This window comes from Nocardia sp. FBN12, from assembly GCF_054031145.1.
This window is the reverse complement of record NZ_CM132926.1, coordinates 5,522,708-5,538,272: the sequence shown is the minus strand read 5'-3', so window position 1 is coordinate 5,538,272 and position 15,565 is coordinate 5,522,708. Positions and strand designations below refer to the sequence as shown.

Sequence of the window (15,565 nt, the reverse complement as noted above, 5' to 3'; positions counted from 1 at the left end):
CTACGGGCGCGAGCGCGATGTTCGGCGGCACCGAGGTTGTCGCGTCGGCCATGTCGCGCGCGGTGCGGCTATGGCTGTGCTGTTCGGGACGTGGCGGGCCGGAGTTGGAACAGCACCGCGAGTCCGGCCGCGGACCCGAGAGTGATGGCCAGCGCGACCTGACCCGGCACCCGCTCCGCGACCGCGGCGCTGCCGGTCGGCCAGTGCCGCTGCTCGGTGGGGATCGACCACAGGATCGACGGCAGGAACAGCGCGCCGAGCCCGAGCATCGCGCTCGGCAGGTAGGTGACCCGGGTCGAGCCGATGGCGTAACCGGCCACACCGGACAGCAACACCACCCCGGCCGACCACGCGAACGACAACGGAAGATGTTCGGCGAACGCGGCGAACGCGCAGATCGCGGCGACACCGAGCAGCACGCCCCACGGCGTCGCCCAGCGCAGACCGGCCAGGATGGCGATCACGCCGACGACGAGAACGACAACGAGATGCCAGCCGAGCGTCGATGCGTCACCGAGTGAATCGGCTGCCGCGGCCAAGCTCACGGCGAGCAGCACGCCGGTGCCGTCGCGGCCGGGCAGCAGCAGCGCGGCCACGAGTGCCGCGATGAGCGTGACGATCACGGCGATAACGATCTGCCAGAAATTGCTGCGTCGTCCGTCGAATTCGCGGCCGAGCCATTCGGTGGCGATCAACAGCGACAGCGACAGCACAGTGGTGGCGATGATCGGGGAGATCGGCAGATCCGCGGCCATGCGCGGGATGGCGGGCAGCATGATGCCGTGCTGGTGGCGCAGGGTGTTCACCGCCAGCAGCACGACCGCGGCGCCGACCAGCCAGAACGGGGTGTGCACGGCCTTGTCCGCCGTCGCGGAGGCGTTCGAGGTGAACACCGCGACGACTTCGCCATAGACGAACACGACGAGGATCCCGAGGCCGAAACCGACCGCGGACCAGCGTGTTCGCCACGCGCAGACGCACAGCGCGCCGAACAGCACGCCGCCGAACAGGGAGTCGATGTAGTTCTGGGTGGTGAGAACATCCGCGGAGGTCATCGCCTCGCCGATGTAGTAGTTGATCGCCAAGGCCGTCGCCCCGCCCGTCGCGGTGAGCCAGATCAGCCCCGGCCGGTTGATCGGCCTGGCCAGCACGGCGACGACGACAGCGACGATGAGACCGAGTGCCGCCGCGCGCGGCACACTGTTGATCAGGCTGGTGACACGATACGGCGAATCCATCGACGACCCGTCACCGTAGCTGAACGGCAGGAACAGCGACATCCCCGCGGCCGCGGCCCCGGCGAACGCCGTGACCACGTCAAGACCATCACCGATCTTGGGCACCGTCCCGACGATACCGGCGACTACCCCTCCCACCTGGGATGTCGTGACCGGATCGAAAGGCGGCGAGTTCCGGCGGCGATCACGCCCTGCTCTCGGCGTAGCGGCGCAGCGATTCGACCTGCGCGGGATCGAGGGAGGGGCGCACGGTGGCGCGGGCTCCTGCCACGTCCCCGGCGGTGACGTCGGCGGCGGCCATATCGCGGCGCAGGGCCGAGAGCGCGGCCTCGCGGAGCAGGGCGGCGCAGTCGGCGGCCGAGTAGCCGTCGAGATCCTCGGCCAGGGCGGCTAGATCGACGTCATCGGCGAGCGGTACCGAGCGGCCCGCGGTGCGCAGGATCTCGAGCCGGGCGGGGCCGTCCGGCGGCGGGACGAAGACCAGGCGATCGAGGCGGCCCGGTCGCAACAGCGCGGGGTCGATCAATTCGGGGCGGTTGGTCGCGCCGACCACCACCACGTCGCGCAGCGGTTCGACTCCGTCGAGCTCGGTGAGCAGCGCGGCGACCACCCGGTCCGACACCCCGGAGTCGCTGCTCTGGCCGCGGCGCGGGGCGAGGGCGTCGACCTCGTCGAGGAAGATCAGCGACGGCGCCGAATCGCGAGCCCGCTGGAAGAGTTCGCGTACCGCGCGTTCGGAGGAGCCGACCCACTTGTCCATCAGCTCAGCGCCTTTCACCGCATGCACGCTGAGCTGGCCGGTGCCTGCCAGTGCTCGGACGAGGAAGGTCTTGCCGCAGCCGGGTGGGCCGTAGAGCAGGACGCCGCGGGGCGGTTCGATGCCGAGGCGGGCGAACGAGTCGGGGTGGCGCAGCGGCCACAGCACCGTTTCGGTGAGTGCCTGTTTGGTCTCGACCATGTCGCCGACGTCGTCGAGGTCGAGCGAGCCGATCGCCAATTCCTCTGTCCCCGAACGGGACAGGGGCCGGATCACCTCGAGTGCGCCGATCAGGTCGTCCTGGGCGAGCTCGGGTTCGGTGTGTTCGCGGCTGGCCCGGCCCGCCGCGCGCACGGCCGCTTCCCGGCACAGCGCGGTCAGGTCGGCGACAACGAAACCTGGTGTGCGCGAGGCGACCACATCGAGATCGAGCTTGCCCGCGGGTACCTTGCGCAGTAGCTGTTCCAGTAGTGCCCGGCGAATCGCGGCCGTCGGCAGCGGCAAGGCCAGCTCGCGGTCGCACAGGTCCGGTGCCCGCAGACGCGAATCCACCTGGGTGGGGTGGGCGGTGGTGGCCAGCAGGGCGACACACGGCGCGCGCACCGCGGCCCGCAGCTGGTCGAGGATGAGGGTGGCGACCGGTTCGGCCTCGGCGGGCAGCAGGGCGTCGATATCGGTGATCAGCAGCACGCCGCCCTGTCCGGTGGCGACATCGGCGACCGCCTCGGCGACCTCACGCAGCCGGGTGCCGCTCTCGGTCGCGCCGACGCTCGGACCGTCGAGTTCGACGATCCGGCGCGGTGCGGCAACAGCTTTCGCGAAAGTTGCTTTGCCGACCCCGGCCGGACCGGTGATGAGCACACCCAGGTGCGCTGGTGCGCCGAGTGTTTTGAGCAACTCGGGTTCGTTGAGCGCCAGACTCAGCCATTCGGCCAGCTTGCCCGCCTGGCTCTGCACTCCGGCCAGGTCCTCGACCTGGATCGGTACGTTTCCCGAACTCACGTGCACGGCGACAGATTCGGTCTGATCCGACCCGGAAACCTGTCCTGACGAAGTTTGCGGCGCGTCGCGGGCCACCGCGTGCAGGATCGCGGCCGCGCCCGCGCCCCAACCGGCGGCCGAATTCGGTTGCACGCTCACCGGTCCCGGCATCGGCTCGATGGCCGTGACGGTGAGCAGTTCGGTGGTCCAGGCGATACCGAAGGCGCGCGAGAGCGCCTGGGTGGCCGCCGAGGAACTGATGTCGGGTCCGAGATCGCGCGGCAGCAGCGACACCGTGTCACCCACGGTCACCACTTTGCCGAGCAGCGCCTGGCGCAGGGTGACCGCCGGAATACTGGCCATCGCGTGCGCCGAGCCGCTCAGCGAGATCTGCTTGGCGCCGAAGACCGTCACCGGGGCGACGGTCACCGCCGCGTTCTCCCGCAACCCCACATTCGACAGCGTCACGTCATCGAGCAGGGCCACCCCCGGCGGACTGTCCGCGGGCGCCTTCGCCACCACCGCGGCGGTCCGGCGCGCGCCGATCAGCGCGATGCCGTCCCATTCGCGCAGACCGAGCGCGGTGAGCGTCTCGGGGTGCAGGCGCACCACCCCGCGGCGGGCATCGGCGGCGGAGGGGTTGAGCCGGGCGGTGAGCGAAAGTTCAGCCACCGCCCCATTCTGCCGCTTCTGCGCGCGATCAGGAATCGATAGGCAGACCGCAAGGTCAGAAGCCCATTCTGGCTGACATGACGAACAATCGCCGCCAGTCGGTACGCTGCACCGGACGCGCCGGAGGTGCCGGCGCCGCGATCTACCGGGGAAAGCAGCAGATGAACCGAATCTCCCTCGCCGTTCTGGCCGCCGGGGCACTGATCCTGACTGTGGTCGGGTGCGGGTCCGACGACGCCGCCGATGCGAGCGGGCTGCGCAAGGGCACGCCGACCTCCAGCACGAGCGCGCCCGCCACCACCACAGCCGCCGCCTCCACCTCGACGCCCACGTCCGCCGATATCACCTGCGCGCAGTTCAAGACACTGGACGCCGACGGCGAGAAGAAGGCGATCGAGCAGATCCTCGCGGCCCATCCCGGCGGACCGTTCGAGGGCAGCCCCAACGTGGCGCTCAGCACGGCGAAACTGGTCTGCCTCGTGCCGAGCAACGGCGACAAGCCGGTCGCCGATGCCGGCGGGATGAAGCCGTAGGGTCCGCTCAGCCGAGCAGTGATTGCCAGTTCGCGGGTACCCGGGCGGCCGGGCCGGGGACGGTCTGGTCGGCCGGGTGGCTGGTCGGCGCGGCGAGCTCGGGACCGTCGCTGTACATCTCGCCGCTGGCGAAGTTGTAGAACCAGTCCTCGCCCGGTTCGTAGCTCTGCATGAACGGGTGCGCGGTGGCCTCGAAATGTTTCGTCGCGTGCTTGCTGGGGGAGCTGTCGCAGCAGCCGATGTGACCGCATTCGGCGCACCGGCGCAGGTGTACCCACCAGCCGTCGCTCGCGTCGCACTCGACACAACCGGCGCCACTCGGCGGCACGCTCGGATCGATTCCGGCTTCAGCCATCCTGACCTCCTGTAGTAGGTGTGCCCCCATCCTCCGCCGCCGGGTGTAACGGCAGGCGGACGATGAACCGCGTGTTGCCCGGCTCTGATTCGACCCGGATGTCACCGTTGTGCTTGTTCGTCACGATCCGGAACGAGATGTCGAGGCCGAGGCCGGTGCCGTCGCCGACCGGTTTGGTGGTGAAGAACGGTTCGAAGATGCGGCTGCGCGTCCCGTCGGGAATGCCGGGCCCGGTGTCTCCGATTTCGATTGCGGCGCAGTCGTTTTCCTTGAAGGTGCGGATCGTCAAGGTGCCCTCGCCGCCCATCGCGTAGACGGCGTTGTCGATCAGGTTGGTCCACACCTGGTTGAGTTCGGCGGCGAAGCAGGGAATCGGCGGCAGGCTGCGGTCGTAGTCCTTCACCACGTCGACGCCGTCACCGAGTTTGCGGTTGAGCATCACCAGCGTGGAATCGAGCAGCTCGTGCAGGTCGACGACCTGATACGGCGCGCGGTCCATCTGCGAATACTGTTTGGCCGCGCCGACGAGGGTGGAGATGCGGGTGGTCGAGTCGAAGATCTCGTTCATCAGCAACTCGGTCTCGATGGTGTAGTTCAGCCAGCGCACGGCACCCTCGAACACCGGCGCCTTGCAGGCTTCCAGGGTCGCGTGCACGCCCTCGAGCCAGTCGGTGTCCAGGCCCGCCTGCACGAAGGTAGGTGCCAGATTCCAGCCGTCGGCGACGCCGCGCTCTTCGAACCAGTCGGCCAGCGCGTCCTCGCGATCGGCCGCTTCCAACGGGCTGAGGTCGGGTGCCTTGGCGACCTGGTCGGCGGCCTGTTCCTGCATCTCGACGAGCTTGACCAGCGCGTCGGCGGGGAACTTGCCTTCGGCCATCATCTTCAGCTTGTGCCGCATCCCGGCGACGCGTTCGCGCAGACCGGAGGTGGCGCGCACCGCGGCGGCGGCGGGGTTGTTGAGCTCGTGGGTGAGTCCGGCAGACAGCGAACCGAGGGCGAGCAACCGTTCCCGTTCGGCGATCCGCTGGCTCGACTTCTGCCCACCGAAGAACGCGCCCTCGAGCAGGTGCACGGCCATCGGGAACCACTCGTGCATGATCCTGGCGAAATCGCCCGCGTCCATGACCAGGAACCGGGAGCGGCGCAGCACGTACATCGAGCCGTTGTAGTCCTGCTTCGCGCGGTCGCCGAGATAGGCCATCCAGGCGCCCGCGTATACCCCGCGATGGTCGGTGCGGTTGGTCTCGATCTCCACTCCGCCGGACAGTTTTGTCAGCCGCACCTCGCCGTCGATCAGCACGTAGAAGCAGGTGGCGGGATCGCCCTCGCGGTACACCGGGCCCGGGTCGACGTACTCGATGCGCCCGATGACACACAGCTCGGCGAGCTGGGATTCGTCGAGCTTCTCGAACAGGAACAGCGTGCGCAGTTCTTCGGGATCGCAGATCAAGGAACTCACCTCCTAGGCGGTCTGTCTGGGCATGATCGGGCGGCCTGCGTGAGTACGCTCCGCTACCGCCTCCGGCCGCTGACCTCTCATGCCAGGTACCGGTGGACGAGCATGACCGCCATCGCGCCCTCGCCGACCGCCGAGGCGACCCGCTTGGCGGACTCGGCGTGTACATCGCCCGCGACGAACACGCCGGGGACGCTGGTCTCCAGGTGTTGCGGTGGTCGCGGTAGTTCCCAGCCGGGTGGCCGGGCGCCGTCGATCATCAGGTCCGGTCCGGCCAGCACGTATCCGGCGGCGTCGCGGGTGACGACGCCGTCGAGCCAGCCGGTCTGCGGCGCGGCGCCGATGAACAGGAACAGTCGTTGGGCGTCGACTTTGTCCTCGGTGCCGGAGCTGTTGTCGCGCAGGATGATCCGTTCCAGGTGAGTGTCGCCGTCGACGCCGACCACCTCGGTCTCGGTGTGCACGACGATGTTCGGGATCCCCGCGATCTGCTGAACGAGATAGTGCGACATCGACCGCTCCAGCGAGTCGCCCCGAACCACCAGATGCACGCGACGAGCGTTGCGCGACAAGAACACCGCGGCCTGACCGGCGGAATTAGCCCCGCCGACGATATAGACCTCCTGCTCGGCGCACTCGGCCGCCTCGGTCATCGCCGACCCGTAATACACACCGCGCCCGGTGAATTCGTCCACACCCGTGGCCGGATGACGTCGATAGTCTACCCCCGTGGCGATCAGAACCGTATGCGCGCACAGCTTTCCGCCATCGGCGAACCGCACCGTGCGCGCCGAACCGTTGACCTCTAGCGCGACCACATCGCGTGTAGTGATGATCTCCGCACCGAACTTCGCCGCCTGCCTGCGCGCCCGATCCGCCAGCTGCGACCCCGACACCCCATCCGGGAATCCGAGATAGTTCTCGATCCGCGAACTCTGCCCCGCCTGCCCGCCGGTGGCAGTGCGCTCCACCAACACGGTGCGCAACCCCTCCGACGCGCCGTAAACCGCCGCACCGAGCCCGGCAGGCCCGCCACCGACCACGATCAGATCGTAGAAATCCCCACTCGGTTCGACCGTGAGCCCGACATTTTCGGCCAGCTCGCTGTCGGTCGGCTGAATCAGCGCCGTACCACCGGCCGTGATCACCACCGGACAGGTCAGCGGATCGGCCCCCGCCGCCTCCAGCAACCGGGTCCCCTCCGGCTCGTCGACCGGATACCACCGATACGGCAACTGATTGCGCGCCAAGAACTCTCGCACCTGCGAAGACCGCGGCGACCACCGGTCGCCGACCACCTTGGTCTCGTACACCGGCCGCTGCTCGGCACTGCGCCACACCTCGAGCAACCCGTCGATCACCGGGTACAGCTTCTCCTCCGGCGGGTCCCACGGCTTGAGTAGATAGTGATCGAGATCGATGACATTGATCGCGTCGATCGCCGCGTCGGTATCGGCGTAGGCGGTGAGCAGTACCCGCCGCGCGTAGGGGTGCAGATCCATCGCCTGCTCGAGGAATTCGATCCCGTCCATGCCGGGCATCCGGTAGTCGGCGATCAGTACCGCCACCGGCTGGCCGCGCAGCTTCATCTCCCGCAGCGCCTCCAGCGCCTGCTGCCCCGATTCGGCCCGCAGAATCCGGTAGTCGGCGCCGTAGCGGCGGCGCAGATCGCGCACGACCGCGCGGGAAACGCCGGGATCGTCGTCAACGCTCAAAATGGCCGGTTTGGTTACCGAGGGAGTGCTCACCCGATCGAGTATCCCCCTGCTGTGCGGTAGCCGTCAGAGCTGGTGGTGCAGGACCAGGTCGAGCTCACTGGGAGTGAGCAGGCGTTCGAGGCGTTCCTCGCGTTTGAGTCGAGTCCCCCGCGGCACGAACACACTCGGGAGCGAGCCGTCGGGTCCGATGCTCGGTAGGAGCGGGACCTCGTTGATGTGCCTGCGTGGCAGGAGTGAGCGCAGTTTCACGGCCGATCACCTCGGGTTTGACGACGGGAACGCTGGAGGCTGAGCTGCGTAGATCAGCAAACGTCGGTAGCGAGAAGTTTGCCAGCATGTCCGAGTTGGTGCAAGCGGGACAAGGTGGACACGGCGAGCCAACCGTTCGGCGGCCTGCTCCGTCGCAGGCCACCCCGGTTTTGTGAGATTTGCTGAGCGGCTATTTCCAGGCGGGCATGGTGACAACCTGTGCCGCGTAGGACAGTCCGGCGCCGAAGGCGATCAGCAGCGCGGTGTCACCCGGCTTCGATTCGCCCTTGCGCAGCAGCGCCTCCATGGCGAGCGGCACCGATGCTGCCGAGGTGTTGCCGGAATCCTCGATGTCGTTGGCGAGCGCGCAGTGTTCCGGCAGCTCGAGCACCCTGGCCATGATCTCGATGATCCGGCCGTTGGCCTGGTGCGGGATCATCGCGTCGAGGTCGTCGGTGGTCAGGCCGGCGCGGTCGATCGCGTCGCGGCAGACCTTCTCCAGCGAGTGCGCGGCCCAGCGGAACACCGCGGTGCCCTCCATCGTGAGGTAGGGGCGCACCGCGTCGGTGCCCTTCTCCTCGATCTCGGCGAAGAACTCCGCCCAGTCCTTGGACTGGCGGATGGCGTGGTGCTGGGTACCGTCCGAACCCCAGACGGTCGGGCCGATGCCCTGCTCGGCCGACGGGCCGACGACTACCGCGCCCGCGCCGTCGGCGAAGAGGAACGCCGTCGAACGGTCGGTGAAATCGATGGTCTCGGTGAGCTTCTCGACGCCGACCACCAGCACGTGGTTCGAGGTGCCCGCGCGGACCAGGTCCGATGCCATCCCCACGGCGTGACAGAACCCCGCGCAGCCCGCCGAGATGTCGAAGGCGGCCGAGCCGGTCATGCCGAGCTCGGTGGCGATGCGCGGACCGACGGACGGGGTGAGGACCAGGTTCGTCGACGTCGCCACGATGACGCAGTCGATCTGATCCACCTGCACGCCCGCGGCGGCGATCGCGTCGCGCGCGGCGGCGACGCTCATGAACTGGATGGTTTCCTCGGCCGAGGCGAAGCGTCTGGTGTTGATGCCCGAGCGGGTGCGGATCCACTCGTCGCTGGAGTCGATCGGCCCTGCGACCTCGTCGTTGGTGACCACCCGGACGGGGCGGTAGACACCCAATCCGAGGATCGCGGTGTGCTCAGCACCCGTCGTCTGGGCGATTCGAGCAGCCATTGTGTGTCTCCTATGTACCTGTCAACCTGCGGCAGCACCGCTGGGTGTACCCGAAGCATCGAAATCTGTCCCTCATCGCCCGTGACCCGCGCGTAGACAGCATGTGAACGCTGAGACATGAGGCATCCTCATATTAGCGCGCCCGGCCGCGATCCGAGTGCCGATTGTCACAAGAGGGCGGGCGGCCAACGGCCACGGGTGCTTGCCCCGGGATTCCCGTAAGGTGTGATCGCTCGTAGTCATCACACGAAAGAGGGAGCCCGTGGCACGCCGCCCCACCCCGCCCGGCACGCCCGATACCACCGGCGTCGGACATGTCGTCGACTTGGTGCGGGCCGCTGTACCCCCGCTACATCCCGCCGGACTGCCGTTCGTCGCGGTGCCGTTGGCGGTGGCGGTCATCGGCGGACGCAATAAATGGGTGCGCCGGGCCGGTTTGGCCTCGGCCGCCGCCTGCGCCGCCTTCTTCCGGCATCCGCACCGCGTGCCGCCGAACCGGGCGGGCATCGTGGTCGCGCCCGCCGACGGTGAAGTGGCATTGGTCGACACCGCGGTGCCGCCCGCCGAGCTCGGGCTCGGCGATCAGCCGTTGCCGCGCGTCAGCATCTTCCTGTCGGTGCTCGATGTGCACGTGCAGCGCGTTCCGGTGTCCGGAACCGTGCGCGAGGTGCTGCATCAGCCCGGCAAATTCCTCTCGGCCGATCTGCCGGAGGCCTCCGACGCCAACGAGCGCAACAGCATGGTCATCGACACCGCCGACGGTAAGCAGGTCGTCGTGGTGCAGATCGCCGGGCTGCTGGCCCGGCGCATCGTCTGCGATGCCCGCGTCGGCGACCTGCTCACCATCGGTGACACCTACGGCCTGATCCGGTTCGGATCCCGTGTCGATACGTACTTCCCGGTCGGCACCGAACTACTGGTTGCCCCCGGGCAGCGCACGATCGGGGCCGAAACCGTCCTGGCTGTGCTGGGATGATCGAACAGGCTCGTAAGCGTCCCCGCTCGGTACGGCTGCTGCCGAGCGTCGTCACGATCCTCGCGCTGTGTGCGGGCCTGTCGGCGGTGAAGTTCGGACTCGACGGCGAGCTCGGTATCTCCTTGGCGATGGTCGGCGCGGCCGCCGTGCTCGACACCCTCGACGGCAGGCTCGCGCGCATGCTCGACGCCACCTCCAAGATGGGCGCCGAACTCGATTCGCTGTCGGACGCGATCTCCTTCGGTGTCGCGCCCGCGCTGGTCATCTACGTGACCCTGCTCGACGGCTACAGCGCGGGCTGGATCGTGGCGCTGTTGTTCGCGGTGAGCCTGGTCCTGCGCCTGGCGCGCTTCAACACCCTGCTCGATGACGATTCCCGCCCGAACTGGGCGCGCGAATACTTCGTCGGCGTGCCAGCGCCCGCCGGTGCGTTGATCGCGCTGGTGCCGATCGCGTTGAAGGTGCAGTTCGGCGACGGCTGGTGGGACGGTTTCGCCTTCGTCGCCGCGTGGACGGTCTTCGCCGCGCTGCTGTGTGTGAGCACCATCCCGACGCTGGCGATGAAGTCGGTGTCGGTGGCACCGCAGGCCGCGGCGGGTCTGCTGGTGCTGACCGCGCTGGCCGCCGCGCTGCTGGTGACCTATCCGATCGTGCTGCTGCTGATCTTGGTGGCGTTGTACCTGGCGCACATTCCGTTCGCCTGGCGGTCGGCGCGCTGGGTGGCCGCGCGGCCGGAGACCTGGCAGCACAAGCCGGCTGAGCGGCGGGCGCAGCGGCGGGCGCAGCGGCGGATGCCCGCTATTCGTCGACCGGCGATCCGTGGTTCCGCGCGGCTGCGGTTGCGTCGTCCGCGCAACGACGACTAGGCCCTCGCCGAGCTGACCGGTTCTTGCCGACCCGGCCGCTGCCTCGCGAGACGGCGCCCACATCACGGCAAATGGTCGGGGCCGCGGCGGTACCGTCTATGGCACTGAAGCTGCGCGAAGGGGTACAGGGTGGAATCCGACGGCGTCGCCGAGTTTCTGGAGCATCGGCCGCGGCTGTTCTCGCTCGCATACCGCATGTTCGGGGCGGCGAGTGAGGCCGAGGACGCCGTCCAGGAGGTCTATCTGCGGTGGGCGCTCGCCGATCGTGGGGAGATCGCTAATTCCGAGGCGTGGTTGACGACCGTCACCGTGAATCTGTGTCGTACACAGCTTGTTTCGGCACGGGCAAGGCGTGAGACCTATGTCGGGCAGTGGCTGCCGGAGCCGGTGCCGACCGGGGGTGGTGCGCTCGGTCCGCTGGGGACCGTCGAGGAACGTGAGTCGGTGTCGCTGGCCGTGCTCACCGCGATGGAACGGCTCAGCCCGATCGAGCGCGCGGTGTTCGTGCTGCGTGAGGCATTCGGTTACTCGCATGCCGAGATCGCGGAGATGCTCGAGCTCACCGTGGCCAACACCCAGCAGATCTTCCATCGGGCCGGGCAGCGGGTGCGGACCGGCAAACAGCGCTTCGTGGTGTCGGCCGAGCACGCGCGCACGATGATCGAGAAGTTTCTGCAGGCGGCGTCGACCGGCGATGTGGACGGACTGCGCGAACTGCTCGCCGATGACGTGGTGTCGGTGGCCGACGGTGGCGGCCGGGTGGTCGCGGCCAAGGTCCCGGTGGTCGGCGGCGACGTGGTCGCGCGCTACCTGTCCAAGCTGCGCCGCTTCCTCACTCCCACCTCGCGGTTCGAGTTCGCCGAGATCAACGGTGACGTGGGTCTGATCCTCGTCCAGGACGAGGTCACGACCGGCGTGCTGGTCTTCGACTTCGACGAGGCGGGTGCGATCGCGGCAGTTCGCACGGTCGTGAACCCGGTCAAGTTGACCGCCGTGACGGCGTGAGAGCCGCGCCGATTCGCCCGGTCAGGCACCTGGCTCGGCCGTGCGGAGTGGTGTGATCCAGATCACTTCTAGAACCTGTCAGGAACTCGGGGGCTGATCGGTCTGGTGTGTGTAGGCATTTCGAGAGAAGGAGCCACACCATGACCGGTCAGCATCGGATCGTTGTCCTCGGCGCCGGGTACGCGGGACTCACCGCGGCCCGCGCCCTCGCGAAGAAGACTCGCGACACCCAGATCACCGTCGTGGACGCCCGCGCCGAATTCGTGCAGCGGGTGCGTCTGCACCAGGCCGCCGCAGGCCAGTCGGTCAAGCGCCTCGACCTGCAGAAGTCGCTGGGGCGCAAGGGCATCGAGTTCATCCAGGCGCGGGTCACCGACCTGGATCCGGACCGCAAGCTCGTCGCCGTCGACGGTGAGTGGACGCTGCACTACGACACCCTCGTCTACGCGCTCGGTAGCCAGGCCGACCGCCGCGCCGTGCCCGGTGCGGCCGAGCACGCGAAGTTCGTCGCCACCGCCGAGGATACGACGGAGCTTTCGGGTCAGATCGTCATCGTCGGATCGGGCCCAACCGGCATCGAGCTGGCCACCGAACTCGCTGAGTCACATCCGGATTCGCGGATCAGCCTGCTCGGCTCCGAAGATCCCGGTGCCTGGCTCTCGCCGCGCGCGCACCAGTTGATCCGCGCCGCGCTCACCCGGCTCGGCGTCGAAATCCGTTCCGGCGTCAAGGTTGTCGAGGTTCTGCCCGATGCTGTCCGGCTCGCCGACGGCACGCTGGTGCCCGCTGCGACCACCGTCTGGGCCACCGGTTTCACCGTCCCCGATCTGGCTCGTCGGGCGGGCCTCGAGGTCGCCGCCGACGGCCGTATCCGCACCGATGACACCTTGCGCTCGGTGTCGCACCCCGATGTCTATGCCATCGGCGACGCCGCGTTGATGGTGGGCGTGGACGGCCGGGCGCTGCGGATGGCTTGCGCGACAGCCATTCCCGCCGGGCAATACGTGGTCGGCGCGATCGCGGCCAGGGCACGCGGTCGCGAACCCGAGCCGATGAACGGCCGCTACGTGGCACAGTGCATCAGCCTCGGCCGTCGGGATGCGGTCTTCCAGGTTGTCAAGGCCGACGACACCCCGACGAACACGGTGCTGACCGGTCGTGTCGGTGCGGTCGTGAAAGAACTGATCGTGCGCGGCACTGCCTTCACGGTGGGGCTGCGATAGGCCGATCGGACCCGGCGTCATCGTGCGATCGGGTCTCGCGGAATCGGCATACCGACTGGCGGACCGCGTTTTGCACGATTACGCCGGGTCGGCGTCATCCGGTGACGGTTTCACGCCGCCGGGGTCGAGCGAGGCCGACCAACGTCCACACCCAGGGTGCGATCGCGATCAGGATGAGCATGCCGAGCCACGGCAGCCGCCACCACCAGCGCAGATCCTGCTCGAGCACCGTCGTCGGCTCGGTCAGCGGTCGCGCCGTCGACGACCACACCACGAACGCGTCCCCGATCGGCAGGAGTCCGAAGGCGTACCGCTTGGAGCCGGGCAGGCTGACCGGCAGCCCGAGCAGTTCGCCTTCCGCGCCGATTGCGGACGCCAGATCGCGATCACCGTGCACGCGGGCGGCGCCTTGGGCGACAACCGTGGCCGAAAGGCTGATACCGGCGACCAGCGGACCCGAGTCGACATCGCCACTCCCGTCGACACCCTTCGGGTACTCGCGCAGGGCAGGGCCGAAACCGCCTGGATAGGCGAGGAACTGGTCGCGGTAGCGCGAGTACTGACTCGTCGCGAACGCCGGATCGATCTCGGGGAGGAACCGGTGGATGGCGGTCTGCGAGGTCGCTCTTGCGCCGGTCATCAGCGATCCGTCCGACGGTGCAACCTGGTGCGGAAGTAGCCCGGTGGCGGGGTCGAGGCGGGATTTCGCCTGCTCCAGCCAGCGATCGATCACCGCCGTGTAGTCCGCTCCGAACAGCTTGTCGTGCAGGCGAAGCGACGCGATGGCGACGGTGGAATCGACCGGCCACGCCTGGCCCGGATAGGCCTGGAGAAAGGGCGTTTCCGCGGCCGCGAACGCCTGCGCGATCTCCGAACTGTGCGTGGCGAACCGCCGCACCTCCGCGGTATCGGTGTCGTCGAGCGACAAGATCGCTGCGCGCAGCCAGTTGGTCCAACCCGCGAAGAACACCCCGAACGTGGGCCGCAGCGCAGGGCTGAAAATCGCCTTGCCCTCGTCGGACTCCAATCGTGCCAGCGCCCACCGTGATTCGCGGAGCGCCGCGGCGCGCAGCCCGGAATCGGTGTGCGCGGCCTGCACCCAGGCGAGACCGTAGAGCACGTTCGAAAAGACGTAGCCCTCCGGAAACAGTTCTTGCGCAGCCGTATCCGATCCCTCGTCGAGCGCTTCCCGCACGAAGGCCAATTGCCGCTCTGTCGACCCTGGCTGTTCGTCGAGTCCCGGTTGCGGCCACAGCAGTCGTCCGGCGCCGACCAGGCACGCCAGCGTCACGACGATCCCCACCACGCGCGGCGCCCAGCGCCGAATACTCCCCATGGCGCCACTCTGCCAGGAATTTGCCGTCAACCAATCGTTGACGATCTTGCATCGTCAACCTATGGTTGACGCATGAGCACTCCGAACTTTCGCCTCGACGACCTCATCGACGGCATCAAGAAGGCCCGCCCCGACAATGTCCTCGACCAACTCTCCGACGCGGTGGTCGCCGCCAATCACCTCGGCGAGACCGCCGACCACCTGATCGGACACTTCGTCGACCAGGCCCGCCGCTCCGGCGCCTCCTGGACCGACATCGGCGCCAGCATGGGCGTCAGCAAGCAGGCCGTGCAGAAACGATTCGTGCCGAAGGGTCCGAGCGACACGGCCGCCATGGACCCCCAGGCCGGTTTCGCCAAGTTCACCGACCGGGCCAGGCAGGTCGTCGTCGGTTCGCAGGAAGCCGCCCGCGCCTCGGGGAGTGGTCAGATCGCGCTCGGGCATCTGATTCTCGGACTGATCGGCCAGCCGGAAGGTCTGGCGGCCAAGGAGATCGTCGCGCGGGGTGTCGCGCTGGACGCGGTGCGCGATGCCGCGACCGCCTCGCTGCCCGCCGCCGACGGTGAGGTGCCCGCCCTCATTCCGTTCGACGGTGACACGAAAAAGGTACTCGAGCTCACCTTTCGCGAGGCGCTGCGGCTCGGCCACAACTACATCGGTACCGAGCACATCCTGCTGGCTCTGCTGGAACAGGAGAACGGCACGGGCGTACTCAGCGGTCTGGGCCTTGACAAGGCCGTCGTCGAGGCCGAGCTCGTCGAGCTGCTGAATCAGTTCCTGGCGTCGGTGCAGGACGACTCGGTGTAGAGCCGGCATGAGCGGCGGTCGCGCCCGGTATGTCCTGCGCGCCGGGCGCGACCTTGCACTCTCGCCACCCGAGTGCTAAAAATGGCTTGGCACTCGTGACTGTTGAGTGCCAGGTCGGGACGGTGAGATCGGGTTCCATCGACACCCTCGGTCGTCCGTCGCGGGCACCTCCTG

14 protein-coding genes are annotated in these 15,565 nt (G+C 68.4%); 6 read left to right on the top strand and 8 right to left on the bottom strand.

What is annotated here, in order from left to right:
- Positions 1 to 68 precede the first annotated feature (68 nt).
- Both ACWZHB_RS26100 and ACWZHB_RS26095 read right to left on the bottom strand, forming a co-directional pair.
- On the bottom strand, positions 69 to 1,343 hold the full coding sequence (locus ACWZHB_RS26100) for a hypothetical protein (RefSeq protein ID WP_427904429.1): 1,275 nt from the start codon (positions 1,341 to 1,343) through the stop codon (positions 69 to 71).
- A 79-nt stretch (positions 1,344 to 1,422) separates the two neighbouring features.
- Entirely contained in the window at positions 1,423 to 3,648 is a 2,226-nt protein-coding gene (locus tag ACWZHB_RS26095) for an AAA family ATPase (protein WP_427904428.1), read from the bottom strand.
- 77 nt (positions 3,649 to 3,725) lie between these two features.
- On the opposite strand from ACWZHB_RS26095, the gene ACWZHB_RS26090 reads away from it, so the two are divergent.
- Positions 3,726 to 4,181 carry a hypothetical protein gene (locus tag ACWZHB_RS26090; RefSeq protein ID WP_427904427.1) on the top strand — a complete coding sequence of 152 codons (456 nt, stop codon included), beginning with the start codon at positions 3,726 to 3,728 and terminating at the stop codon, positions 4,179 to 4,181.
- 7 nt (positions 4,182 to 4,188) lie between these two features.
- Here the strand turns inward: ACWZHB_RS26090 and ACWZHB_RS26085 are convergent, their stop codons facing one another.
- The 5 genes from ACWZHB_RS26085 to ACWZHB_RS26065 all read right to left on the bottom strand — a co-directional run bounded on the left by ACWZHB_RS26085 (position 4,189) and on the right by ACWZHB_RS26065 (position 9,178).
- The gene (locus ACWZHB_RS26085) at positions 4,189 to 4,536 is read right to left on the bottom strand and encodes a UBP-type zinc finger domain-containing protein (RefSeq protein WP_427904426.1); all 348 of its coding nucleotides are present in this window, start codon (positions 4,534 to 4,536) and stop codon (positions 4,189 to 4,191) included.
- Positions 4,529 to 5,995 (bottom strand): ATP-binding protein, encoded by a 1,467-nt coding sequence (locus ACWZHB_RS26080; RefSeq protein WP_427904425.1) that lies wholly within the window; start codon positions 5,993 to 5,995, stop codon positions 4,529 to 4,531. The genes ACWZHB_RS26085 and ACWZHB_RS26080 overlap by 8 nt, the downstream gene beginning before the upstream one ends.
- Positions 5,996 to 6,072: 77 nt before the next feature.
- Positions 6,073 to 7,740 (bottom strand): FAD-dependent oxidoreductase, encoded by a 1,668-nt coding sequence (locus ACWZHB_RS26075; protein WP_427904424.1) that lies wholly within the window; start codon positions 7,738 to 7,740, stop codon positions 6,073 to 6,075.
- 33 nt (positions 7,741 to 7,773) lie between these two features.
- Positions 7,774 to 7,959, bottom strand: coding sequence for a hypothetical protein (locus ACWZHB_RS26070; protein ID WP_427904423.1), 186 nt, complete (start codon positions 7,957 to 7,959; stop codon positions 7,774 to 7,776).
- Between the two features lie 190 nt (positions 7,960 to 8,149).
- Complete coding sequence (locus tag ACWZHB_RS26065) at positions 8,150 to 9,178, bottom strand: beta-ketoacyl-ACP synthase III (protein WP_427904422.1); 1,029 nt, start codon at positions 9,176 to 9,178, stop codon at positions 8,150 to 8,152.
- A 262-nt stretch (positions 9,179 to 9,440) separates the two neighbouring features.
- Between ACWZHB_RS26065 and ACWZHB_RS26060 the strand changes: the two genes are divergently transcribed.
- The 4 genes from ACWZHB_RS26060 (at position 9,441) to ACWZHB_RS26045 (ending at position 13,248) form a co-directional block, all read left to right on the top strand.
- A complete protein-coding gene (locus ACWZHB_RS26060) occupies positions 9,441 to 10,154 on the top strand; it encodes a phosphatidylserine decarboxylase (RefSeq protein WP_427904421.1) in 714 nt (237 codons plus the stop codon).
- Complete coding sequence (locus ACWZHB_RS26055) at positions 10,151 to 11,020, top strand: CDP-alcohol phosphatidyltransferase family protein (protein WP_378916512.1); 870 nt, start codon at positions 10,151 to 10,153, stop codon at positions 11,018 to 11,020. Before ACWZHB_RS26060 ends, ACWZHB_RS26055 begins: the two co-directional genes overlap by 4 nt.
- Positions 11,021 to 11,149: 129 nt before the next feature.
- Positions 11,150 to 12,025, top strand: a complete 876-nt coding sequence (locus ACWZHB_RS26050; protein WP_427904420.1) for an RNA polymerase sigma-70 factor — start codon at positions 11,150 to 11,152, stop codon at positions 12,023 to 12,025.
- A 140-nt stretch (positions 12,026 to 12,165) separates the two neighbouring features.
- Positions 12,166 to 13,248, top strand: coding sequence for an NAD(P)/FAD-dependent oxidoreductase (locus ACWZHB_RS26045; RefSeq protein ID WP_427904419.1), 1,083 nt, complete (start codon positions 12,166 to 12,168; stop codon positions 13,246 to 13,248).
- A gap of 94 nt (positions 13,249 to 13,342) precedes the next feature.
- Here ACWZHB_RS26045 and ACWZHB_RS26040 read toward each other — a convergent pair whose 3' ends face one another.
- Complete coding sequence (locus tag ACWZHB_RS26040) at positions 13,343 to 14,584, bottom strand: hypothetical protein (protein WP_427904418.1); 1,242 nt, start codon at positions 14,582 to 14,584, stop codon at positions 13,343 to 13,345.
- A gap of 72 nt (positions 14,585 to 14,656) precedes the next feature.
- Here ACWZHB_RS26040 and ACWZHB_RS26035 point away from each other — a divergent pair, with 72 nt between their 5' ends.
- On the top strand, positions 14,657 to 15,391 hold the full coding sequence (locus ACWZHB_RS26035; protein ID WP_427904417.1) for a Clp protease N-terminal domain-containing protein: 735 nt from the start codon (positions 14,657 to 14,659) through the stop codon (positions 15,389 to 15,391).
- The last annotated feature ends 174 nt before the right edge of the window (positions 15,392 to 15,565 follow it).